A 23,224-nucleotide genomic window follows, 5' to 3' on the forward strand; every position below is an offset into this window, starting at 1 on the left:
TCCGCAAACTACAAGCCATCCGCCTGGCTGCGGAGGCTCAACAATGAACATTGTTATTCCCCTCGTATTCACCACGCTATTTATCGGCGCCAAGTCACCCGTCCCGTTGCGCGGTACAGGTGAGGTCGTTCGCCCGATCACCGTACTCCGTCCCTATAACCCTTATAGCCAGTCATTGGCGCAGTCTTAACCATTGGATTAATTCGAATGCCCCAAGAATTTGTTTTGCTGGGTGATAAAACCACCCACGACGGTGAAGTGATCTCGGCTTCGTCCACGATGTTCGTCAATGGCAGGCCCGTGGCTTTAGTCGGTGACGAAGTCAGTTGCCCCCGGCATGGGCGTAACGCGATTACCGAGGGTACCGATCAATGGTCTGAAAACGGCCAGGCGATGGTCGTCAACGGCTGTCACAGCGAGTGCGGTTGCCAGGTGATTTCCAGTGCTTCCGATTGCAGGGTGGGTTGAGCCATGGGCTGGGATCGTCAGGCACCCGATAGGGGGGAAGTTCCGGCACCGATCGTGGTGAGCCGCTGGATATTGGCGGCGGTCGTGGCGGTGCTGGCCAGTGTGCTGCTGTTCTTGCTGTATGCCTCTGAGCGCGTGCCGCCGCTGCACGCCTTGAACATCTGGGCAGTGTCCGGCTCACCGTTGCTGATCTGGCTCCTCGCGTTTGGCGCGCGCGCTTACTTCTACGGTGGCGCGCTGAGTCATCAGCAGTTTCTTGAGGAGGAGGCGTCGGTTGCGCAACAGGCCTGGCAGGGCTGGGCACAACGTTATCTGGCCGTCTGCGGCAGTTGCGTGCTGCTGCCGGATCAGGTGTCTGCCGGCACGCTGTCGCAAGGTACTGTCAACTTTCCAAACCGTAGTGGGCAAGCAAGGCGAATTGCTGCCTTGTCGGCTTCGCAGGTCAGTGCGCTAACGGGATTGCAGTTGCTGCTTCAGGCACTGGACGCGACATTGCAGGCGCTTCCGGCGGGCCAGGCGCTGCACGTCACTTTGTTGAGTGATGTCGAGCCCATGCATCAGCCGGCGTTGCGCGATGCCTGGGAGCAGAGTTGGGTGGCGGTGATGGGCACGCCAATACCGGAAAAACTCACCGTGACTCACGAGCTGCCCTACCAGTGGATTGACGACACACTGAAGACGGCCAGCCCGGCCTTTGAGTTGATCCTGGTGTTGCAGCTACAGGGTGGCGCGGCGTATTCCGATGGATTGGCGGCATTGCTGTTGTGTCCCGACAGGCTGGCATTTGAGCTGGGGCTGCCAGTGAGTGGAAGGTTGTTACGCCCGATGCCGCTGGACATCACCCAGTTAAAAAACGAACTGGCGCTGTTTTTGCAAACCCAACCCGTCGCGCGTCAGGCCTCAAGCCTGTTGGCCGACGACGCAGACTGGCATCCATTAACCGGCGATGTCGTGGCTATCAGCAGCCAGACCGGCGCATCACTGAAGGCTGGGCAATTATGGATTCAGGAGTACCTGTGGGGACGCTCGGGCCCATTTAGTCATTGGCTGGTGACAACCCTTGGGGTTGAAATCGCACGGCATCAGCAGCGGCCTTTATTGTTGCTGGCCCAGGACGAAACGCGGCATTGGATCAGTACCGTTACCACCGGAGAATTGGCATGAAGCAGGGAAGCAATTCGTGGCGCCTGATTGGCATGTCGGTATGGGCCGTTGCATTGGCGTCGGTGTCAGGTTGGGTGATCTGGAGGTATGGTCAGGAGGTGGGACTCCTGGAGCCTGGGCAAAGGATTTCTGTTTTCCTGCTGATCATACTTATCGCCGCTGTGGGGCGACTTGCACCCCGTTTGCTGATGCAACTCAAGCGACTCAACCATCGTGACCAGGGCCAGGTGGATAAGGTCTATCCCCAACCAGACGCGCGTTTGGCGCCGTCGCCCAAGCCGGGTTTTAAGCTCGATGAGCTAGTCCATTCGCTTCACGTAAAATACGGCCTCTTCTGGCGCCGCAAGGTGCGTTTTTTTATCGTCTTCGGCGAGCCTGAACAGATGGCCGCCATCGCCCCCAGCCTGACCCAGGACCACTGGCTGGAAGGACAAAATACCGTCCTGTTGTGGGGCGGCAGCGTGCACGCCAAACGGGATGAGTCGTTGCTGGCGCAGTGGTGTGCACTGAGCCGCTGGCGTGCCCTGGATGGTGTTGTCTGGGCGCTGACCCGCGATCAAAGCGTCGACGATGCGGCGATGGCCGCCGGTGTTCGCTACTTGCGGGGCCTGTCCGCTGGACTGCGCTGGCAACTCCCGCTCCATCTTTGGCAGGTCTGCGACAGTCAATGGCCGCAAGCCAAACGTCAGGTCGACGCCGTCGGCTGTCGGCTGCCGCCAAAACTCACCGCCGCCGCCCTCGAAACCCACCTTGCAACCCTTATTGAGCCCCTGCGCGAAGCCGGCTTGGCCCAGATGAAAATCAACAACGCCCACGACTTCCTCCTGCGTCTGTCCCGCGATCTGGCGGCCGAAGGCATTCCCCGCTGGTGTCAGGCGCTCGCGCCGCTATTCGATCAATTCACACGTGGTGTCCCTCTGCGTGGCTTGTGGTTCAGCCTGCCGGTGGAGCGCGTTTCCAAGGATCATTTCTGGCCCATCGACCCGGCCTGGGGCGGCGTTCTGCAAGACAAACCCTTTATCCGCCGGGTCGGTTGGAGCATCCCGCGTATCGGCTACGCCCTGGCCATGAGCCTGGCGCTGGTGTGGGCCGCCGGCTTGCTGCTGTCTTACGTCAGCAACCGCGCCCTGATCACCCACGTGCAAACCTCGCTGACTGCGTTGCAGCACTCCAAACAAGGCGACGAACAGTTCCGGGCCTTGCACGAGCTGACCCGCGAACTCGCGCGGCTGGACTACCGCGCCGAACACGGTACGCCCTGGCACCAACGTTTCGGCCTGAACCAGAACCAGGCCCTGCTCGACACCCTGTGGCCGCGCTATGTCGAAGCCAATCACCGCCTGATGCGCGATCCGGCTGTGGCTAACCTGCAACGCCAACTCATGGCGTTGATCCAGCTTGCGCCGGACAGTCCCGAGCGCGTCGGCGCAGCCCGGGTCGCCTACGACCAGCTCAAGGCCTACCTGATGCTGGCGCACCCGGAAAAAACCGACGCCGAGTTCCTCGCTAACACCCTGAATAACGCCGAACCGTCGCGCCCCGGCGTGTCCCCTGGCTTGTGGCAAACCCTGTCGCCCGCCCTCTGGCAGTTCTACAGCGAGCAACTGCCCGCACATCCCGAGTGGCGCATCCCGGCCAACCCGACGCTGATCGCCCAGGCCCGGCAAGTCCTCCTCGGCGAACTCGGCCAGCGCAATGCCGAAGCCAGCCTCTACCAACGGGTGCTCGACGCCTCCATCAATCACTCACCCGCCCTGGAGCTGCGCCACATGGTCGGTGCCACCGACGCCCAGGCGTTGTTTTCCAGCGATGCCCGCGTGCCCGGCGTGTTCACCCGCCAAGCCTGGGAAGGCCAGGTGCGCCGAGCCATCGATGACATCGCCGAAGCCCGGCGCGAACAAATCGACTGGGTCCTCAGCGACCAGCCCGGCGATATCGCCAGTGACCTGACGCCGGCCATGCTGAAAAAGCGCCTCACCGAGCGCTACTTCGACGACTACGCCAGCGCCTGGCTGGACTTCCTCAACAGCCTGCGCTGGCATCCCTCTGACAGCCTGCCCGATGTCATCGACCAATTGACCCTGATGAGCGACGCCCGCCAATCGCCGCTGATCGCACTGATGAACACCGTGGCCTACCAGGGCCAGGCCGGCACCCGTGGCCAAGGTCTGAAAGACACGTGGGTGAAATCCGCGCAACAACTGATTGGCCAGGACAAGGTGGAGATGCTCGACCCACCGCTGCAAGCCGGCCCATTGGACGCGACGTTCGGCCCGCTGCTCTCCCTGATGAGCCAAGAGAAGAGCCTTAACCTGCACACCTTCCTGACCCAGGTCACCCGTGCCCGTCTGAAGTTGCAACAAATCAGCCACGCAGCCGATCCGCAGGGCATGACCCAGGCCCTGGCGCAAAGCGTGTTCCAGGGCAAGAGCATCGACCTGACGGACACCCAATCCTACGGCAGCCTGATCGCCGCCAGCCTTGGCGCCGAGTGGTCAGGTTTGGGCGAAACGCTGTTCGTGCAGCCACTGGACCACGCTTGGCAGCGCGTGCTGCAACCCTCAGCCGCGAGCCTCAATCGCCAGTGGCAGCGTGCGATTGTCACGCCTTGGCACAGCGCTTTCGCCAGCCGCTACCCGTTTGCCGCCACCGCCAGCGACGCCTCGTTACCGATGCTCGGCCAAATGATCCGGGCCGACTCGGGGCGCATCGAACAGTTTCTCCAGAGCCAACTGGGCGGCGTGTTGCGCAAGGAGGGCAACCGTTGGGTGGCCGACCGGCACAGCCAGGGCCTGCGCTTCAATCCGCAGTTTCTCGCGGCTATCAACCAACTGAGCGACCTTGCCGATGTGCTCTACACCGACGGTGGCATGGGCCTGAGTTTCGAACTCCAGGGCAAGGCCGCCCGGGACATCGTGCAAACCACCTTCATCCTCAACGGCGAACGGCACCACTACTTCAATCAGAAAGAAAGTTGGCAACGCTTCACCTGGCCCGGGCGCAGCGACTATCCGGGAGCGAGCCTGAGCTGGACCAGCGTGCATACCGGAGAACGTTTGTTTGGTGACTACCAGGGCACCTGGGGCCTGATTCGCCTACTGGAAAAAGCCCGGCTCACCGCACTGGACGATGGCGAGAGCCGCTACCGCATGGTGCTCAAGGCGCCGGATGGCCTGGATCTGACCTGGCACCTGCGCACAGAACTGGACGCCGGGCCGCTGGCGTTGTTGAAGTTGCGGGGTTTTACGTTGCCGCCGCAGATTTTTCTCACGGGGGAGCGGAGTGAAGGATGAATCCCGGGGAGGTGATCGTCCCTGGCACATTCGGCCAAAGATCCGCCACCAGGAAGAGCCGTTCGGCTTCTTCCCATTCTCCTTCGCTGTTTTCCACCAGGCGCACCAGCAATTGCGCGGGCGCCATGGGGTCCAGTTCGGTTAGCCAGTGCTGCATCCGGGCCGCGTCCCAGGCTTCGTCCGCCGGGTAGTGCGCCGGTGCCAGCCACGCATGGCGGGGCAGAGGTTGCCAGCGACCGGCGGGGCTCTGCTGGATAAACCTCGACCAATCGCGCTGATGCAGCCAGCGGCCATTCAGGTGCTGCGGATGCGCGCCCACCGGCGCCTGCGCCATGCCGGGCCATGGGTAGAGCAAATACCCGCCCAGCCATAGATGGGCATCAAATCTCTGGATATCCAACGCCGCCAGTATTTCGCGGCTTTCCGGCCGGGCGGAAATCGGCAATTGATGCTGCGCCAGATGGGCCAGTTTGCGGTCGAGCCGGTCATGACAGCCCGGGCCCAGCCATTGCGCGGTGTCCCGGCCATCGCCGTCCTGGGGGCCGAGGTAGAGTTTGATCGCCAGTTCCAGGTGGTGCACGCCGTCACGGTCACGCAGCAGCATGTCCAGCTCGCCCAGGGTATGCCCGGCCTGGCGGATCGGCAGGTTGGCCGCCAGCAATTCCACACCGGGCGCATGCTGCACGGCGAATTGCCACAACCGTTCGTAGTACAGCCCCAGTCGACGGGTACGTGCCTGGCTCAGCCAGTGCAGCAAGGCGCTGCTGTCCTGGTCCAGCTGGCGCAGCCAGTGTTCCAGCAAGTGCGGGGCCTGCACCCAGTCGCTGCCGGTGAGCGGGTGGCGTTGCGGCCAGGGTGTCTGCTCAAGCATCGGCGGGGCGAGCATCACCCACGCGAGGTCGCGCACCTCGGGGTGACGCAGTTGGCGGGGCAGGTGCTGTAAATCAGGGAACAGAGTCATGGTCCGAGCATAGCCTTTTACAGTCGGGAAGGGGGCTGAGAACCGTTGTCGTCTGGGGTTTGCGGCGACAAAGGATTTTGTGTAACGCCGGCTTTCGCCCATAATCGTTCTTTTTTGCCAGAACCCGAACCCCGCAGGAGCCCCATGGAGCAATTTCGCAATATCGGCATTATCGGTCGCCTGGGCAGTACCCAGGTGCTGGACACCGTCCGCCGACTGAAAAAGTTTCTGCTCGAGCGCCACCTGCATGTGATCCTCGAAGACACCATCGCTGAAATCCTCCCCGGCCACGGCCTGCAAACCTCGTCGCGCAAGATGCTCGGTGAAGTCTGCGACATGGTGATCGTGGTGGGCGGCGACGGCAGCCTGTTGGGCGCGGCCCGGGCGCTGGCGCGGCATAACGTGCCGGTGCTGGGGATCAACCGCGGGAGCCTGGGGTTCCTCACCGATATTCGCCCCGACGAGCTGGAAGTCGAAGTGGCCAAGGTGCTGGACGGCCATTACCTGGTGGAAAACCGCTTCCTGCTGCAAGCCGAAGTGCGCCGCCACGGCGAAGCCATCGGCCAGGGCGACGCCCTCAATGACGTGGTGCTGCACCCCGGCAAGTCGACCCGGATGATCGAGTTCGAGTTGTACATCGACGGCCAGTTCGTGTGCAGCCAGAAGGCCGACGGCCTGATCGTCGCCACGCCTACCGGGTCCACGGCCTACGCGCTGTCGGCCGGCGGGCCGATCATGCATCCCAAGCTGGATGCCATTGTGATCGTGCCGATGTACCCCCATATGTTGTCCAGCAGACCTATCGTGGTCGACGGCAACAGTGAGTTGAAAATCGTGGTGTCCAAAGACATGCAGATCTACCCGCAAGTCTCCTGCGACGGGCAGAACCATTTCACCTGCGCCCCCGGTGACACCATCACCGTGAGCAAAAAGGCACAGAAGTTGCGGTTGATCCACCCGCTGGACCACAACTACTACGAAGTGTGCCGCACCAAGCTGGGCTGGGGCAGCCGCTTGGGGGGTGGAGGCGACTGATGCTCGATCCCGCGCGTAGCTACGACCTGATTGGTGACGTGCACGGTTGCGCTCATACCCTTGAGCACTTGCTCGACCGGTTGGGTTACCACAAGCAGGGCGGCACCTGGCGGCATCCGTCGCGAATGGCCGTGTTCCTCGGCGATATCATCGACCGTGGCCCGCGCATTCGCGAGGCGCTGCATATCGTCCACGACATGACCGAGGCCGGCCAGGCGCTGTGCATCATGGGCAACCATGAGTTCAACGCGCTGGGCTGGAGCACGCCCGCACCCCCCGGCAGCGGCAAGCAGTTCGTGCGTGAGCACACGCCACGCCATGCGCGCTTGATCCATGAAACCCTGACCCAGTTCGAGCAGCACCCGGCAGACTGGCACGACTTCCTCGGCTGGTTCTACGACATGCCGCTGTTTGTCGATGCCGGACGATTCCGCGTGGTGCACGCTTGCTGGGACAACGGCTTTATCGAACCCTTGCGCGCGCATTTCCCGGACGGCTGCATCGACCAGCACTTCCTGCAAGCCGCTGCGGTGCCGGGCAGTTTCGCCAGCAACGCCTTCGACCGCCTGCTGCGCGGCACCGACATGCGCCTGCCGGACGGCCTGACCCTGACTGGCGGCGACGGGCTGACGCGCTCGTTCTTCCGCACCAAGTTCTGGGAAGACGACCCGAAAACCTACGGCGACATCGTGTTCCAGCCTGATGCGCTGCCGGAACCGGTGGCCGCCACGCCGCTGTCGTCCACCGAGAAAAATTCCCTGCTGCGCTACGGCGTCGACGAGCCGTTGCTGTTCGTCGGCCATTACTGGCGCAGCGGTAAACCGGCGCCGATCCGTCCGAACCTGGCCTGCCTGGACTACAGCGCGGTGCTGTACGGCAAGTTGGTGGCTTACCGGCTGGATCAGGAAACCCGCCTGGACCCGCGTAAATTTGTTTGGGTCGATGTCGAGCGCCCTGAGGTTATTACATGAGTACCGTGGCTGTATTACGCCTGCCGCTGGCGGTGGATTTGAGTGGTTTCGTCAAGCTTCTGCAGCGCATGCAAGTGCCCCATCGCGTCAGCGAAGAAGCCGGGGAGCAAGTGCTGTGGGTGCCCGATTCCATCAGCGAAGACGTGAAGGTCTTGTACCAGCGCTTTCCGGCCGGTGACCCGGACCAGCAACTGGATATTCCGGCACAGGCAGCGACGGCCAAGCGTCCGGGGTTTGTCCAGCAGCTGCGCCACAGCCCGGTGACCGGACTTATCCTGCTGCTGAGCATCATCGTCGGCGCCGTCACGCTGCTGGGGGATAACCTGCAAGCCATGAGCTGGCTGACGTTCCTGCCGTTCAGTGTGTCGGGCGAGTACCTGCACTTCACGCCGCTGGCCGACAGTCTCGCATCGGGGCAGTGGTGGCGGTTGGTCACGCCGATGCTGATCCACTTCGGCATCCTGCACCTGGCCATGAACGGCATGTGGTATTGGGAACTGGGACGGCGTATCGAGCTGCGCCAGGGCAGTATCAACCTGCTGGGCCTGACCCTGTTGTTCAGCCTGGTGTCGAACTACGCGCAGTACTATTTTGGTGGTCCTGGCCTGTTTGGCGGGTTGTCCGGGGTGCTGTACGGCTTGCTCGGGCATTGCTGGATCTATCAGTTGTTGTCGCCGAACCCGGCGTATCGCCTGCCTCGCGGGGTGTTGGTGATGATGCTGGTGTGGTTGGTGCTGTGCCTGTCGGGCCTGGTTTCGATGATCGGTTTCGGCGAAATCGCCAATGCGGCCCACGTGGGTGGCCTGGTGGTGGGTTGCCTGACCGGTTTGTTGGGTGGCTTGTACAGCCGCCGCAAAATGTCTCCTATTTAGTTAAGGAAGAGTCTTATGTCCTCTTTTGTCGAAATGATCGAAAACATCACCCCGGACATCTATGAGAGCCTCAAGCTCGCCGTGGAAATCGGCAAGTGGTCCGATGGCCGCAAACTCACCGCCGAGCAGCGTGAACTGTCGTTGCAGGCGGTGATCGCCTGGGAACTGCAGAACCTGCCGGAAGACCAGCGCACTGGCTACATGGGCCCGCAGGAGTGCGCCTCGAAGTCGGCGCCGGTGCCGAACATCCTGTTCAAGTCGGATGCCATCCATTGATTGAGATTGGCCGTGGTGCAGTCAGCAAGATGTCGGCGCAGTTGGGTGAGCCGACCGTTCAATACGCGTTTCGCCTGGGCGACATTGAGGTGCCGGTCAACCCGTTGATTGGCACCACCGTGCGCCTGGAATACCTCGGTGCGATCCATTGCACCCATTGCGGTCGCAAGACCAAGACCAGTTTCAGCCAGGGTTACTGCTACCCGTGCATGACCAAACTGGCCCAGTGCGACCTGTGCATCATGAGCCCCGAGCGCTGCCATTACGACGCCGGCACCTGCCGCGATCCGGCCTGGGGTGAAAAATTCTGCATGACCGACCACGTGGTGTACCTGGCGAATTCCTCGGGGATCAAGGTCGGCATTACCCGCGCCAGCCAGTTGCCTACCCGCTGGCTGGACCAGGGCGCGAGCCAGGCGCTGCCGATCATGCGGGTTGCCACGCGCCAGCAGTCGGGCTTCGTCGAAGACCTGTTCCGCAGCCAGGTGGCCGACAAGACCAACTGGCGCGCGCTGCTCAAGGGCGACGCCCAGGCGGTAAATCTTGCGCAGGTCCGCGACGAACTGTTCGCCAGCTGTGCCGAAGGCTTGCTGGGTTTGCAGGAGCGATTTGGCCTACAAGCCATCCAACCGGTTTCCGACATCGAACCGATCGAAATCCGCTACCCGATCGAGCAGTACCCGGCCAAGATTGTCAGCTTCAACCTGGACAAGAACCCGATTGCCGAAGGCACGCTGATGGGGATCAAGGGCCAATACCTGATCTTCGATACCGGCGTGATCAACATTCGTAAATACACGGCCTACCAGCTCGCCGTGCATCAGTAGAAGGACAACAGACATGCGCACCGAACAGCCGAAGATGATTTACCTGAAAGACTATCAGGCGCCGGACTACCTGATCGACGAGACGCACCTGACCTTCGAGTTGTTCGAGGACCATAGCCTGGTCCACGCGCAGCTGGTGATGCGCCGCAACCCCGAGCGCGGCGCCGGCCTGCCGCCGCTGGTGCTGGACGGGCAGCAGCTGGAGCTGCTGTCGGTGAACCTGGCCGACCAGGAGCTGACCGACGCCGACTACCAGTTGAGCGACAGCCACCTGACTGTGCACCCCACCAGCGCGACCTTCACCCTCGACACCACGGTGAGGATCCATCCGGAAACCAACACCGCCCTGGAAGGCCTGTACAAGTCCGGCGGCATGTTCTGCACCCAGTGCGAGGCCGAAGGTTTCCGCAAGATCACCTATTACCTCGATCGCCCGGACGTGATGAGCGTGTTCACCACCACGGTGATCGCCGAGCAACACAGTTACCCGGTGCTGCTGTCCAACGGCAACCCGATTGCTTCCGGCCCTGGCGAAGACGGCCGGCACTGGGCGACCTGGGAAGACCCGTTCAAGAAACCGGCGTACCTGTTCGCACTGGTGGCCGGTGATTTGTGGTGTGTCGAAGACACCTTCACCACCATGACCGAGCGTAGCGTGGCGCTGCGCATCTATGTCGAGCCGGAAAACATCGACAAGTGCCAGCACGCCATGAACAGCCTGAAGAAGTCCATGCGCTGGGACGAAGAAGCCTATGGTCGCGAGTACGACCTCGACATCTTCATGATCGTCGCGGTCAACGACTTCAACATGGGCGCCATGGAGAACAAGGGCCTCAACATCTTCAACTCCAGCGCCGTGCTGGCCCGTGCCGAAACCGCCACCGACGCCGCGCACCAGCGTGTGGAGGCGATCGTCGCCCACGAGTACTTCCACAACTGGTCGGGCAATCGCGTCACCTGCCGCGACTGGTTCCAGCTGTCGCTGAAGGAAGGCTTCACGGTGTTCCGTGATTCGCAGTTCTCTGCCGACATGAACTCGGCCACCGTCAAGCGTATCCAGGACGTGGCCTATCTGCGCACGCACCAGTTCGCTGAAGATGCTGGCCCGATGGCCCACGCGGTACGCCCGGACGGCTTTATCGAAATCTCCAACTTCTACACCCTGACCGTGTACGAAAAGGGCTCGGAAGTGGTCCGCATGATCCAGACCTTGCTCGGGGCCGAAGGCTTCCGCAAGGGCAGCGACCTGTACTTCGAACGCCACGACGGCCAGGCTGTGACCTGCGATGACTTTATCAAGGCCATGGAAGACGCCAATGGCGCCGACCTGACCCAGTTCAAGCGCTGGTACAGCCAAGCCGGTACACCACGCCTGGCGGTGAGCGAGTCCTACGACGCGGCGGCTAAAACCTACAGCCTGACCTTCCGTCAAAGCTGCCCGGAAACCCCGGACAAAGTAGAGAAACTGCCGTTCGTGATTCCGGTTGAACTGGGCCTGCTGGACAGCAAGGGCGCGGGTATCGCCTTGCGTCTGGCCGGTGAAGCCGCTGCGGGCGCCACGTCCCGGGTGATTTCGGTGACCGAAGCCGAGCAGACCTTTACCTTTGTCGACATCGCCGAACACCCGCTGCCGTCTCTGCTGCGCGGCTTCTCGGCGCCGGTGAAACTGAGCTTCCCGTACAACCGCGACCAATTGATGTTCCTGATGCAGCACGACAGCGATGGTTTCAATCGCTGGGACGCCGGCCAGCAACTGTCGGTGCAGGTGTTGCAGGAGTTGATCGCCCAATATCAGCAGGGCAAGGCATTGGTGCTGGATCAACGCCTGATCACCGCACTGCGCAGCGTATTGAGCGACGAAAGCCTGGACCAGGCGATGGTCGCCGAGATGCTGTCGCTGCCGAGCGAAGCCTACCTGACTGAAATCAGCGAAGTGGCGGACGTCGAGGCCATCCACGTGGCCCGCGAGTTCGCCCGTAAGCAATTGGCCGATCACCTGTTCGAAGGTTTGTGGCTGCGCTACCAGGCCAATCGCGACCTGTCGAAGAAAACCCCATACGTGGCCGAGGCGGAACACTTTGCCCGTCGCGCCTTGCAGAACATCGCACTGTCGTACCTGATGCTCAGCGGCAAGCCGGAAGTGCTGGCAGCGACCCTTGAGCAGTTTGACGCGTGCGACAACATGACCGAGCGCCTGACGGCGTTGGCGGTGTTGGTCAACTCGCCGTTCGAAGAAGAGAAGGCCAAGGCCCTCGCGGTGTTTGCCGAGAACTTCAAGGACAACCCGCTGGTCATGGACCAGTGGTTCAGCGTGCAGGCGGGCAGTGGTTTGCCGGGCGCCCTGGAGCGGGTCAAGGCGTTGATGCAGCATCCAGCGTTCAATATCAAGAACCCGAACAAGGTACGAGCACTGGTGGGCGCGTTTGCCGGGCAGAACCTGATCAACTTCCACGCGGCCGACGGTTCGGGTTATCGGTTCCTGGCGGATCTGGTGATCCAGTTGAATGGCTTCAACCCGCAGATCGCCTCGCGGCAGTTGGCGCCGTTGACCCGCTGGCGCAAATACGACAGCGCGCGACAGGCGCTGATGAAAGGTGAGCTGGAGCGGATCCGCGCTTCGGGCGAGCTGTCCAGTGACGTGTTTGAGGTGGTGAGCAAGAGCCTCGCGTAACTGAGACCGCCGTTTTCTCAAGGCTGAGCACTGCCTATGTGGCGAGGGAGCTTGCTCCCGCTGGACCGGGCTGGCGCTCCAGTGCGCAGCGCTCCCAAGATTTTGGGGCCGCTACGCAGCCCAGCGGGAGCAAGCTCCCTCGCCACAAGTGTTTTTAGATAACCGGCGGCCAGCGCAGGTCTTGAGCATCTTCGTCGGTATAGCGCGGAAAGCGCTCGGCGATCATCTCGTGGGGCACCCCCAGCGGTATCGCGCTGGCAGCGTCCAGACGGGCCACTTGCTCAGCCGAGAGTTGCACCGTCAGCGCGCCCAGGGTGCCATCCAGCTGTTCGCGGGTGCGCGGGCCCAGAATCGGAATCAGCGCGGTGGTGGAGCGACGGGCTTTTTCCCGCAGCCAGGCGATGGCGATGTGCGTCGGTGTGGCGTCCAGTTCACCGGCGACGGCCAGCAAGGTGTCGAGCACCGCTGTTTCCCGGGCACTTTTTTCTGCGTGAACCAGAATCCCCAGCTTGCTGGCGCGGGTATCGTCCTGGCTATTGCGGTACTTGCCGGTGAGAAAACCACCCCCCAGCGGTGACCACAGTGTGGCGGCCAGACCCAGGGCTTCGGCCATGGGCAGCAGCTCACGGTCGGCGGTGCGTTCGGCCAGGCTGTATTCGGTCTGGATCGCTACCAGCGGCGCAAAGCCGCGCACTTCGGCGAGCAGGTCGGCGCGGGCAATGCGCCAGGCAGGGAAGTTGGACAGCCCGGCATAGTGGATCTTGCCGGCCCGCACCAGGTCATCAAACCCCCGCAGGATCTCTTCCATCGGCGTGACGTTGTCGCTGATATGCGCCCAGAACAAGTCGATGTGATCGGTGTTCAGGCGTTTCAGGCTTTCTTCGACAGCGCGCACCATGTTCTTGCGGTTATTGCCGAGCTTGAGGGTGCCTTCGTCCTGAGGCTGGGTGCGCAAGGTGTACTTGCTGGCGATCACCAGGCGGTCGCGTTCCGACGCAATGAACTCGCCGAGCAGCACTTCCGATTGGCCGAACTGGTAGCCGTTGGCGGTATCGAGGAAATTACCACCGGCCTCGAGGTAGCCGTCGTAAATCCGCTTGGATTCTTCGCGCTCGGCGCCATGGCCCCAGCCGGTACCGAAGTTGGCGCTACCCAGGGCCAGCTCTGAAACCCGCAGGCCGCTGCGACGGCCAAAGACTTTATTGCGCATACGAGAACTCCTGACGCTGTGGGTTATTTAAATGTCTGGCAACATCTATTTAATATGATGTGAGTCATATTTTTCGTCAAGCGGCTTTTTTTACCCTTGAAGGGAAGGGCGTCTGCTCCTGACACTTTCTGACAGCGGCCTCTGCTAAGCTGCGCCACCTTCTATTTTTCGAGCGTGATCAACGTGTCGCGTACCAGCCGTCTGCTGACCTTGTTGCAAGTCCTGCGGGGCAAGAAACGCCCGGTGACGGCCGCCGTGCTGGCGGCGGAACTGGAGATATCCGAACGCACGCTGTACCGCGATATCGCCGAGCTGACGGCGTTGGGCGCGCCGATCTATGGCGAGGCGGGCGTGGGCTATGTGCTGCGTGCGGGCCTGTTCCTGCCGCCGCTGATGCTCAATGCCGACGAGACCGAAGCCATCGTGCTGGGCTTGCGGTACGTCGACCAGCGCGGTGATGACGTACTGAGCCAGGCGGCGGCCAATGCCCTGGCGAAGATTGCTGATGTACTCGACCCGGCGGCCCAGGAAGCGTTGCGCAATCCCACCTTGCTGCCGGGCCCACCGGGGTTCGGCTACCCGGAAAATCGCGTGCCGTTGAACGTGTTCCGCGAGGCCATTCGCGGCCAGGCCAAGCTGCACATCGATTACGCCGATGCCAGCCAGACCGCCAGCCAGCGCCTGATCTGGCCCCTGGCCCTGGGCTTTCTGAATGAAGTGCGGGTGATCGTCGCGTGGTGCGAATTGCGTGGGGCCTATCGCACCTTCCGTACCGACCGCGTGGCCGCCGCCAGCCTTTACGGCGAGCGTTATCCGGGGCGGCGCAGCGACTGGCTGCGGGGCTGGCGCAAGCTGATGGAGCAGAACGAATCCGGGCCGTTCACTCCTGACAAGAACTGACACAACGCTGCTTTAGCATGGCGCCATAAATCACTAACAAGGAGCTGTCACCATGTCCCAACCCACCCCCGAACTGGCCCCGGCGATTGCGGCCTACATTGCCGCTGCGAACGCCGGCGACACATCCTTGGTCGCCGACTGTTTTGCCGAAGATGCCAACGTGTTCGACGAAGGCGAGCATCAGGTCGGTACCGCCGCCATTGCGCGCTGGATGGAAGACACCGGGCGCCGTTACCAGCCCAAGGTCCAGGTGCTGAATGTGCAGCACCGCACGGGCAAGGTGCTGGTCAGCAACCTGATCACCGGTAGCTTTCCCGGCAGCCCACTGGAGCTGCGCTATACCTTCCGCCTCAACGAGCAGGGCAAGATTGCCCGATTGGATATTTCCCTGTAGCGGTCATGGCATACTGCCGGGCATGACTTTCGACTCGCCACTCGCCGCCTACCAGCACGCCATCACCCAACAGGGTTTCGTCCCCGACGACGCCCAGCGTGAGGCGGTGCAAGCCCTGCAAGACTGCCATCAGGCCCTGCATCACGGGCATGGGCCTATCACCGGGGTGTACCTGTGGGGCCCGGTCGGCCGGGGTAAGACCTGGCTGATGGACCAGTTCTACCAAAGCCTGCGAGTGCCGGCGCGGCGCCAGCATTTTCATCACTTCATGGGCTGGGTGCACCAGCGCTCGTTCCAACTGACGGGCACCCACGACCCCTTGCAGGCCCTGGCCCGTGAACTGAGCCGGGAAGTGCGGGTGCTGTGTTTTGATGAGTTGTTCGTCAATGACATCGGTGACGCCATCATCCTCGGCCGGCTGTTCCAAGTGATGTTCGAGGAAGGCGTGGTGATGGTCTGCACGTCCAACCAGCCACCGGACCAACTGTACGCCGATGGCTTCAATCGCGATCGTTTCCTGCCGGGAATCGAGGCCATCAAGCGGCATATGCGAGTGGTGGCGGTGGACGGCGGGGAAGATCATCGCCTGCATCCAGGGACCGCGCTGCAACGTTATTGGGTCGATCAGCCTGAGGCGTTGGCCGAGGTGTTTCACCAGTTGAGCCATGGGCAGGCGGTGAGCAGCGCGCCGGTTGCGGTGGGCTACCGCTCCATCGTGGCGGTGCAGTCCAGTGAGACGGTGCTGTGGTGTCGCTATGCCGATCTGTGCGAGCAGCCGTTGGCTGCGATGGATTTCATGCTGCTGTGTGATCGGTTCAAGGCCATTTTGCTAGGCGAAGTGCCGAATCTAAGCGCACAAAAGCGTCCGGGACGAATTGCCCGTGGCACCGAAGATGCGGCCGAACGGGTGGATGCCGGTGACCGGGAGCTGCCAGAACTGTCGGTGCATGACGACAGCGTCCGGCGGTTCATCGCCCTGGTGGACGAGTGCTACGACCGCAAGGTGCCGCTGTATATCGAGGCCAAGGTCCCCCTGGAAAGCCTCTATACCGAGGGTTACCTGGAGTTTTCGTTTCGTCGCACCCTGAGCCGCCTGCAAGAGATGCAACTGGCGCGGTTTGGCGAGCCTGGCGTGCTTTCACGCGGGCAAATGTAGTTAATCTCCTTCATCTAATGCCTGCTCCATGCTTACAATCGAGCCCTTTTATGGGGACCGAGTCCCTGTTGCACCGTTAACGAGGAAGGAAATGGACACCGCAGACATCCTGGTGCTGCAAGCCAGCTACACCAATCCGGTACACGCCGAGGCCATTGGCCTGGTGCTCAATCATTACGCCGAAGACCCCATGGGCTTTGGCCAAAGCTTGCCGGCCGACCGTTTGCAGCAACTGCCGGCGGAGTTGGCCAAGCGTGCCCATGCGTTCAGCGTGCTGGCCTTTGTCGGCGGCACGCCGGCGGGTCTGGTGAACTGCTTTGAAGGGTTTTCCACCTTTGCTTGCCGTCCGCTGGTGAACGTGCACGACGTGGTGGTGATGGACAAATTCCGTGGCCTGGGCTTGAGCCAGAAGATGCTGCAAAAGGTCGAGGAAATTGCTCGTCAGCGCGGCTGCTGCAAGATCACCCTCGAGGTGCTTGAAGGCAATGGCGTGGCGCAGTCGGCTTATCGAAAGTTCGGTTTTGACGATGCGGTATTTGATACCGAGCATGGCCGCATGTTGTTTTGGAGCAAACCGCTTTAATTAATGTTTATTTAATTAAAGGCAAAAAAAGGCGCCAGCAAGTGGCGCCAAGTTGACCTTAGCTATCAGAGCGGAATAGCACAGGGTATTACGGGTAAATCAGGTGTTAGGGGTCGTGGTAGTTTGATCGGCAGTGGCAGGTTTTGCAGTCTTGCCGTCAGCCATTGCTGTTTGCTGGGCCGTACCGTGGGTCTGTTCCTGAACGAAGGCGAAGTTGTTGTAGAACGCCTTCGAACGCTCTGAACCGCCTTCTGCAAAGGCTGCTACGGAGGTCATGGTCATCAGGCCGGCAAGGATAACAGTCGAAATTTTCATGGCAGTGTCTCATTAAGTGTATTGGGTTCCGCGCGTTGTGATCAGCGGCGGGATGGGGAGACTGTGGGCCAATGATATTAAGTAAGGGTTAACCTCACGCTGACCGAAAGTTAACGATTTCGTTAACTTCCCATCTTTCGCAGCGATGAATACAGAGCTTTCAGTCCAGTGCAAGGCTGATGGCGCGTGGGGCTCCCCAATAGTTCCGTTGCAGCGCGCAGTTGTCGCGATAGGACTGGCTGTCGCGGTAGGCGAGCACCGTGCGGCCCCGCAGGCGCCCATCAAACGCCAAGGGCCGCCAACGTCCAGGTAGCTGTAGTAATTGTCATGGGAGCCGCCACGTCGGGTTTCACCGCATTGCGCGGATGAAACCCGGGGGATTCAAGCTACTTGAGGACCACGTTGGCGGCGTCGTTTTGCTTGGGCTTGATCAGGCTGAAATCAATCAGCGGTTTTTGCTGGCGTGCATAGGGATCGCCAATCAGTCGCGGCCGGGGCTTGAAGCTGTCGCTGACCAGGCTCTTGCTGGGGTCCAGTTCATCGAAGCTCAACCCTGCCATGTCGGCCCAGGTATGGATCAGCTGCGAGCTGGTGTAGGGCCGCTGCAAGTCACCGGCAAAACTCCAGTCATGGCTTTCACGCCACTTGGGCGATGCGTAGGCCATGAACGGGATGGTGTACATCGGCGCCGTCGGCTTGCCTTCGTTACGGCCCAGGGTGGTGTGGCCGGCCGAGTCGAACACGTCTTCACCGTGGTCGGACAGGTACAGCAGGAAGCCGTTGGGGTCAGTCTTGGCGTAGTCCTTGATCAGGCTCGACACCACGAAATCGTTGTACAGCACTGCGTTGTCGTAGCTGTTGTAGGTCGGCAACTGCGCGTCGCTGATCGCCTCGGGCACGCCTTGGCGGTCGGTGAACTTGTCGAAGGTCGGCGGGTAGCGGTACTGGTAGCTCATGTGGGTACCCAGCAGGTGCACCACGATGAATTTGCGCTCGGCGGTGTCGGACATCGCCTTGGCAAACGGCTCCAGCACGTCGCCGTCGTATTGGCGCGCATTCTGGTTACGGTTGTTGTTCAGGTACACCTGCTCGTCGGCCTGTTCGGAAAAGGTCGTGAGCATGGTGTTGCGCTTGGTCATGGTCTGCTGGTTGGTGATCCAGAAGGTCTTGTAGCCGGCCTGCTTCATCACGCTGACGATGGACGGGGTCTTGAGGTACAGGTCCGGGTTTTCTTCGTCGGCGAAGGTCAGCACCTGTTGCAGCGCTTCGATGGTGTACGGGCGCGGGGTGATGACGTTGTCGAACACCGCGAGCTGGTCCCGCAGCTTGTCCAGCTCCGGCGTGGTGTTGCGCGGGTAGCCATACAGGCTCATGCGCTGGCGGTTGGTGGACTCGCCGATTACCAGCACCAGGGTCGACGGCTGGCCGGCCATGCTGTCTTTGAGGTTGGTCAGGGGCGGGATCTTGCTGGCGCTGGTCAGCATGCCTTGCATGTTATCCAGTTGTTCGGTGTAACGGCGGTAGGCGACGATCATCTGCCATGGCACTGCCGGCTCGATGCGGGTTTCAAAGCGGTCGATGGCCAGTTCCATGGTCTCGCTCTTGGCGATCTGCTTGACCAGGGGGTAACCGACGATGGCAATCACGATGGCGGCAGCCGCCAGCATGGCCTGGCCACGTGGCAGGTACACCGGGCGTACGCGGGTCCACAGGAAAATCGCCATCGCGGTGTGGGCAATGAACGCCAGCACGATCCACCAGGCAAAGTATTGGGTGGCGTATTCGCCCGCTTCAGAGATGTTCGACTCGAACATGATGAAGATGACGCTTTGGGAGAATTCCTGCTGGTAGATGAAGAAATAACCCAGGCTGGCCATGGAGCAGGCCCACAGCACCACGCCAATCAAGCCTGCCACCAGGCGCGCGCGACGCGGGAACAGCAGCATCGGCGCCAGCCACAGGGCGCTCATGAAAAATGCCTGGCGGAAACCGCTGAAGCCGGAGGTGCCGGTCAGTTGGATCAGCAGTTGGGTAATGCCCGAGAAATACCAGAAGAACAGGAACATCCAGCCGAGGCCGGCCCAATCAAAACCTTTCGCAGACGTAGTGCTGCGTTTGAACATCGCCATCCAGCGCTCCAACCCGATAATTTTTCAGTGTCAACGCGCAGGGATGCACGTAAACAGAGGGCCTGCGCACGTGGCGCGGCCCGATTCGGCGGGAGTATCGGGATGAGGATGTGAAAACTTCGTGAGTTATTCCTGAACGGTTCGTTCAGCTTAGGTTCAGCAAACGGCGGGCTGGGTGCCGGACGGCTGATTGAGCTGGCCCTGCAAGTGCGAGCGCAGACGCATGACTTCCTGCTGCAGTTGATCGCGCTCGTCTTTCAACTGGCGCAATTCATCGCGGCGAATAGTGACATAGAGGGTCTGGGGCGGACGGGTCATGTGTGCAGTGCTCATTGCTTACCTCGCAAATAGCCGGTGTATCGCGGTGCCAGAGCGCTTGATTCGAGGCCCTCGGCAACAGTCGAGGCAATTCTGAATTCTTTTTTAAGTGAAGGGAACTTTTTTATTTTTGATGGTCGCTGTGACTTTTAACCCACTGAAGGCTAAAGGATGGCCACTTTTTGTCATGAAACTATGCCAATCCGCTCTGGACTAACCCTCATTAGCCTCATTGCGCTATAAACTGTGACACACATTTATTCGTAGTAAGGAGCATCAGCACATGCAACTGGGGATTATTGGACTAGGCCGCATGGGTGGCAACATTGCGCGGCGCCTGATGCTCAATGGGCATACCACCGTGGTTTACGACCGCAATGAAGCATTCGTAAAAGGTCTGGCAGGCGAGGGCGCCACGGGCGTTGCCGACCTGGCGGGCCTGGTGGCCGGGCTGCAAAAGCCTCGGGCGATCTGGGTGATGCTGCCGGCAGGCGACCCGACCGAAAACACCATTGAAGAATTGAGCCATCTGTTGGAAGACGGTGATGTGATCATCGACGGCGGCAACACCTTCTATAAGGATGACATCCGCCGGGCCAAGGCCCTGTCGGAAAAAGGCCTGCACTACGTCGACGTCGGCACCTCCGGCGGTGTCTGGGGCCTGGAGCGCGGCTACTGCATGATGATCGGCGGCGACGCCGAGACCGTTAAGCTGCTGGACCCGATCTTCGAAAGCCTGGCGCCGGGCCTGGGTACCATCCCGCGCACCAAGGACCGTTCTGCCACAGCTGACAGCCGTGCCGAGCGCGGCTACATCCACGCGGGGCCTGCCGGTTCCGGGCACTTCGTCAAGATGATCCACAACGGCATCGAGTACGGGATGATGCAGGCCTTCGCCGAAGGGTTCGACATTCTCAAGACCAAGAACTCGGAAAACCTGCCGCAAGACCAGCGCTTCGACCTGAATGTCGCCGACATCGCCGAAGTCTGGCGTCGTGGCAGCGTGGTGTCGTCCTGGCTGCTGGACCTGACTGCCGACGCCCTGGCCACCGATCCCAAGCTCGACGGTTATTCCGGCTCGGTCGCCGACAGTGGCGAAGGCCGCTGGACCATCGAAGCCGCCATGGAGCAATCGGTACCGGTTCCGGTGCTGTCGAACTCGCTGTTCGCGCGCTTCCGCTCCCGCCAGCAAAGTACTTATGGCGACAAAATGCTTTCTGCCATGCGCTTCGGCTTTGGCGGCCATGTGGAGACGCCCAAAAAATGACCGCCAACGGCAAGAAACCCAAGGCCGAACCCGCTCCGCCCACCACTCTGTTTCTGTTTGGTGCCCATGGTGACCTGGTCAAGCGCCTGCTGATGCCGGCGCTGTACAACCTCAGTCGTGATGGACTGCTGGGTAACGGCTTGCGCATCGTGGGCGTTGATCACAACGCCATCAGCGACGCCGATTTCGCCAAGAAACTCGAGGACTTCATTCGCACCGAGGCCGCCAGCAAGGTCAAGGGCAATGGCGAGGACGCCCTGGACCCGCAACTGTGGGCCCAGTTGGCCAAGGGCATCAGCTACGTCGAGGGTGACTTCCTCGACGACAGCACGTACGCCGACATCGGCAAGAAGATCGCTGACAGTGGCACTGGCAACGCGGTGTTCTACCTGGCGACTGCGCCGCGTTTCTTCGCCGAAGTGGTGCAGCGCCTCGGCGCTGCCGGCTTGCTCGAAGAAACCCCGGAGGCGTTCCGCCGGGTGGTGATCGAAAAGCCTTTCGGCTCCGACCTCGCCACCGCCGAAGCGCTGAACGCCTGCCTGCTCAAGGTGATGAGCGAGAAGCAGATCTATCGCATCGACCATTACCTGGGCAAGGAGACTGTCCAGAACATCCTGATCAGCCGTTTTTCCAACGTGCTGTTCGAGGCGTTCTGGAACAACCATTACATCGACCACGTGCAAATCACCGCCGCCGAGACCGTCGGCGTGGAAACCCGTGGCAGCTTCTTCGAACACACCGGCACGTTGCGGGACATGGTGCCCAATCACCTGTTCCAGTTGCTCGCGATGGTCGCCATGGAACCGCCGGCCGCCTTTGGCGCCGATGCGGTGCGGGGCGAGAAGGCCAAGGTAATCGGGGCCATACGGCCCTGGTCGCTGGAAGACGCACGGGCCAACTCGGTGCGCGGCCAGTACACCGCCGGTGAAGTCGCCGGCAAGCAACTGCCGGGTTACCGCGAAGAGGCCAACGTTGCGCCCGACAGCAGCACCGAGACTTTCGTCGCCCTCAAGGTGATGATCGACAACTGGCGCTGGGTGGGTGTGCCGTTTTACCTGCGCACCGGCAAGCGCATGAGCATCCGCGACACTGAGATCATCATCTGCTTCAAGCCGGCACCTTACGCGCAGTTCCGTGATACCGAGGTCGATGAACTCAAGCCGACGTACCTGAAGATCCAGATCCAGCCGAACGAAGGCATGTGGTTCGACCTGCTGGCGAAAAAGCCCGGGCCGACCCTGGACATGGCCAACGTGGAGTTGGGTTTTGCCTACAAGGACTTCTTCGAGATGCAGCCGTCGACGGGGTACGAAACCCTGATCTACGACTGCATGACCGGCGACCAGACCTTGTTCCAGCGCGCCGACAACATCGAAAACGGCTGGCGTGCGGTGCAGCCTTTTCTCGATGCGTGGAAGCAGGATGACGGCATCCAGGCCTACAAGGCGGGTGAGGACGGCCCGGCGGCGGCTGATGCGTTGCTGGCCCGCGATGGCCGTACCTGGCACAGCCTCGGATGAGTGACTTGCCGAGTCAACCCATCCGGTTTGTATTGAGTGATATGGACGGCACGTTGCTGCATCCGGATCACAGCCTCAGCCAGCGCACCATTGATACGGTTCGCGCCTTGCGCGCGGCCGGGGTGTTTTTCAGCCTGGCCAGCGGGCGACCGCCCAAGGCTATGCGTCAGCAGGTCGAAGCGCTGGGCGTCGATGTGCCCATTGCCGGCTTTAATGGCGGCACGCTGGTCAATCCCGACGGCAGTATTCTGGTGGCGCATCACTTGCCGGCAGAAGCGGCGCTGGTGGCATTGGCTTTATTTACGCCGCAGCCGGACGTAGAAGTCTGGCTGTTTGCCGACGGCGACTGGTTGCGGCGCGATCCTGGCGGGCCGATGGCGGTTCGCGAGGAACATGGCCTGGGCTATCCAGCCATCGTCGTGGAGAGCTTCGAGCCGTTTCTGGATCGGGTCGACAAGATCGTGGCGGCCAGTACCAATACCCAGCTGCTGGTGGAGCTCGAGGCGCAGTTGCAGCCGAGAGTCGAGGGGCTGGCGCAAGTGTCCCGCTCGCAACCGGTGTTCCTGGATGTGACCGCGATGAAGGCCAACAAGGGCGAAGCCTTGAAGACCCTCGCGGCGCACCTCGGTGTGCCGCTGGAACAGACGGCGGCCATCGGCGATGGCGGCAACGACCCGGCGATGTTTCACGTGGCGGGGTTGTCGATCGCCATGGGCCAGGCCGAAGAAGTGGTCAAGCGTCAGGCCAGCGTCGTAACCGGCAGTAATGTCGATGACGGTGCGGCGGAAGCCATAGAGCGGTTTATTCTCTCGGCCGATTGATTGGCAACCCCACTAATAAGTAGTCAGCTATGCAAAGTTGCAACGTGCATAGCTGACTCTCTACTCGTGTTAT

The 23,224-nt window shown here is 61.4% G+C and carries 22 protein-coding genes; 17 read left to right on the plus strand and 5 right to left on the minus strand.

The genetic code is table 11. The features are described 5' to 3' along the window. From LIY45_RS28220 to LIY45_RS28235, 4 genes are all read left to right on the plus strand, one after another. On the plus strand, nt 1–190 hold a 190-nt coding region (locus LIY45_RS28220; protein WP_226478334.1), incomplete at its 5' end, for a hypothetical protein. A gap of 17 nt (nt 191–207) precedes the next feature. After that, on the plus strand, nt 208–468 hold the full coding sequence (locus LIY45_RS28225) for a PAAR domain-containing protein (protein ID WP_226478335.1): 261 nt from the start codon (nt 208–210) through the stop codon (nt 466–468). Between the two features lie 3 nt (nt 469–471). Next, nucleotides 472–1,632: a hypothetical protein gene (locus LIY45_RS28230; RefSeq protein WP_226478336.1), complete on the plus strand. Its 1,161-nt coding sequence runs from the start codon at nt 472–474 to the stop codon at nt 1,630–1,632. 32 nt (nt 1,633–1,664) lie between these two features. Continuing rightward, nucleotides 1,665–4,925 (plus strand): ImcF-related family protein, encoded by a 3,261-nt coding sequence (locus tag LIY45_RS28235; RefSeq protein WP_226478356.1) that lies wholly within the window; start codon nt 1,665–1,667, stop codon nt 4,923–4,925. On the opposite strand, the gene LIY45_RS28240 is transcribed toward LIY45_RS28235, so the two are convergent. Next, a complete protein-coding gene (locus LIY45_RS28240; protein WP_226478337.1) occupies nt 4,900–5,886 on the minus strand; it encodes a DUF1853 family protein in 987 nt (328 codons plus the stop codon). The two genes, LIY45_RS28235 and LIY45_RS28240, sit on opposite strands and share 26 nt — an antisense overlap. Nucleotides 5,887–6,030: 144 nt before the next feature. On the opposite strand from LIY45_RS28240, the gene LIY45_RS28245 reads away from it, so the two are divergent. Genes LIY45_RS28245 through pepN form a run of 6 tightly spaced genes read left to right on the plus strand, consistent with a single transcriptional unit; the run spans nt 6,031 to nt 12,538 of the window. After that, nucleotides 6,031–6,921, plus strand: coding sequence for an NAD(+) kinase (locus LIY45_RS28245; protein WP_003217892.1), 891 nt, complete (start codon nt 6,031–6,033; stop codon nt 6,919–6,921). Then, on the plus strand, nt 6,918–7,892 hold the full coding sequence (locus LIY45_RS28250; RefSeq protein ID WP_172834610.1) for a metallophosphoesterase: 975 nt from the start codon (nt 6,918–6,920) through the stop codon (nt 7,890–7,892). The genes LIY45_RS28245 and LIY45_RS28250 overlap by 4 nt, the downstream gene beginning before the upstream one ends. After that, nucleotides 7,889–8,764, plus strand: a complete 876-nt coding sequence (locus LIY45_RS28255) for a rhomboid family intramembrane serine protease (RefSeq protein WP_226478338.1) — start codon at nt 7,889–7,891, stop codon at nt 8,762–8,764. Before LIY45_RS28250 ends, LIY45_RS28255 begins: the two co-directional genes overlap by 4 nt. Before the next feature lie 15 nt (nt 8,765–8,779). Beyond that, nucleotides 8,780–9,040 (plus strand): DUF1315 family protein, encoded by a 261-nt coding sequence (locus tag LIY45_RS28260; RefSeq protein WP_003217900.1) that lies wholly within the window; start codon nt 8,780–8,782, stop codon nt 9,038–9,040. After that, nucleotides 9,037–9,867: a DUF2797 domain-containing protein gene (locus tag LIY45_RS28265; protein ID WP_226478339.1), complete on the plus strand. Its 831-nt coding sequence runs from the start codon at nt 9,037–9,039 to the stop codon at nt 9,865–9,867. The genes LIY45_RS28260 and LIY45_RS28265 overlap by 4 nt, the downstream gene beginning before the upstream one ends. 13 nt (nt 9,868–9,880) lie before the next feature. Beyond that, nucleotides 9,881–12,538, plus strand: coding sequence for an aminopeptidase N (gene pepN, locus LIY45_RS28270; RefSeq protein ID WP_226478340.1), 2,658 nt, complete (start codon nt 9,881–9,883; stop codon nt 12,536–12,538). Between the two features lie 154 nt (nt 12,539–12,692). Here pepN and LIY45_RS28275 read toward each other — a convergent pair whose 3' ends face one another. Next, the gene (locus LIY45_RS28275; protein WP_226478341.1) at nt 12,693–13,748 is read right to left on the minus strand and encodes an aldo/keto reductase; all 1,056 of its coding nucleotides are present in this window, start codon (nt 13,746–13,748) and stop codon (nt 12,693–12,695) included. 183 nt (nt 13,749–13,931) lie between these two features. On the opposite strand from LIY45_RS28275, the gene LIY45_RS28280 reads away from it, so the two are divergent. From LIY45_RS28280 to LIY45_RS28295, 4 genes are all read left to right on the plus strand, one after another. Further along, nucleotides 13,932–14,648, plus strand: a complete 717-nt coding sequence (locus LIY45_RS28280; RefSeq protein ID WP_226478342.1) for a YafY family protein — start codon at nt 13,932–13,934, stop codon at nt 14,646–14,648. 52 nt (nt 14,649–14,700) lie between these two features. Then, nucleotides 14,701–15,042, plus strand: coding sequence for a nuclear transport factor 2 family protein (locus LIY45_RS28285; protein ID WP_226478343.1), 342 nt, complete (start codon nt 14,701–14,703; stop codon nt 15,040–15,042). Nucleotides 15,043–15,064: 22 nt separating this feature from the next. Continuing rightward, nucleotides 15,065–16,198 carry a cell division protein ZapE gene (zapE, locus tag LIY45_RS28290; RefSeq protein ID WP_226478344.1) on the plus strand — a complete coding sequence of 378 codons (1,134 nt, stop codon included), beginning with the start codon at nt 15,065–15,067 and terminating at the stop codon, nt 16,196–16,198. A 91-nt stretch (nt 16,199–16,289) separates the two neighbouring features. Continuing rightward, nucleotides 16,290–16,781: a GNAT family N-acetyltransferase gene (locus LIY45_RS28295; RefSeq protein WP_226478345.1), complete on the plus strand. Its 492-nt coding sequence runs from the start codon at nt 16,290–16,292 to the stop codon at nt 16,779–16,781. Between the two features lie 99 nt (nt 16,782–16,880). On the opposite strand, the gene LIY45_RS28300 is transcribed toward LIY45_RS28295, so the two are convergent. The 3 genes from LIY45_RS28300 to LIY45_RS28310 form a co-directional block, all read right to left on the minus strand. Then, nucleotides 16,881–17,096: a hypothetical protein gene (locus tag LIY45_RS28300; RefSeq protein WP_226478346.1), complete on the minus strand. Its 216-nt coding sequence runs from the start codon at nt 17,094–17,096 to the stop codon at nt 16,881–16,883. A 386-nt stretch (nt 17,097–17,482) separates the two neighbouring features. After that, on the minus strand, nt 17,483–19,225 hold the full coding sequence (locus tag LIY45_RS28305) for a phosphoethanolamine transferase CptA (protein WP_226478347.1): 1,743 nt from the start codon (nt 19,223–19,225) through the stop codon (nt 17,483–17,485). A gap of 156 nt (nt 19,226–19,381) precedes the next feature. Further along, the gene (locus LIY45_RS28310) at nt 19,382–19,558 is read right to left on the minus strand and encodes a DUF6026 family protein (RefSeq protein ID WP_256124662.1); all 177 of its coding nucleotides are present in this window, start codon (nt 19,556–19,558) and stop codon (nt 19,382–19,384) included. A 244-nt stretch (nt 19,559–19,802) separates the two neighbouring features. On the opposite strand from LIY45_RS28310, the gene gnd reads away from it, so the two are divergent. Genes gnd through LIY45_RS28325 form a run of 3 tightly spaced genes read left to right on the plus strand, consistent with a single transcriptional unit; the run spans nt 19,803 to nt 23,151 of the window. After that, on the plus strand, nt 19,803–20,810 hold the full coding sequence (gene gnd / locus LIY45_RS28315) for a phosphogluconate dehydrogenase (NAD(+)-dependent, decarboxylating) (RefSeq protein WP_226478357.1): 1,008 nt from the start codon (nt 19,803–19,805) through the stop codon (nt 20,808–20,810). Then, nucleotides 20,807–22,330 carry a glucose-6-phosphate dehydrogenase gene (zwf, locus tag LIY45_RS28320; protein WP_017477055.1) on the plus strand — a complete coding sequence of 508 codons (1,524 nt, stop codon included), beginning with the start codon at nt 20,807–20,809 and terminating at the stop codon, nt 22,328–22,330. Before gnd ends, zwf begins: the two co-directional genes overlap by 4 nt. After that, nucleotides 22,327–23,151, plus strand: a complete 825-nt coding sequence (locus tag LIY45_RS28325; protein ID WP_017477054.1) for a Cof-type HAD-IIB family hydrolase — start codon at nt 22,327–22,329, stop codon at nt 23,149–23,151. Before zwf ends, LIY45_RS28325 begins: the two co-directional genes overlap by 4 nt. Nucleotides 23,152–23,224 lie beyond the last annotated feature (73 nt).

This window comes from Pseudomonas sp. MWU16-30323 (assembly GCF_020515595.1).
GTDB lineage: Bacteria > Pseudomonadota > Gammaproteobacteria > Pseudomonadales > Pseudomonadaceae > Aquipseudomonas > Aquipseudomonas yamanorum.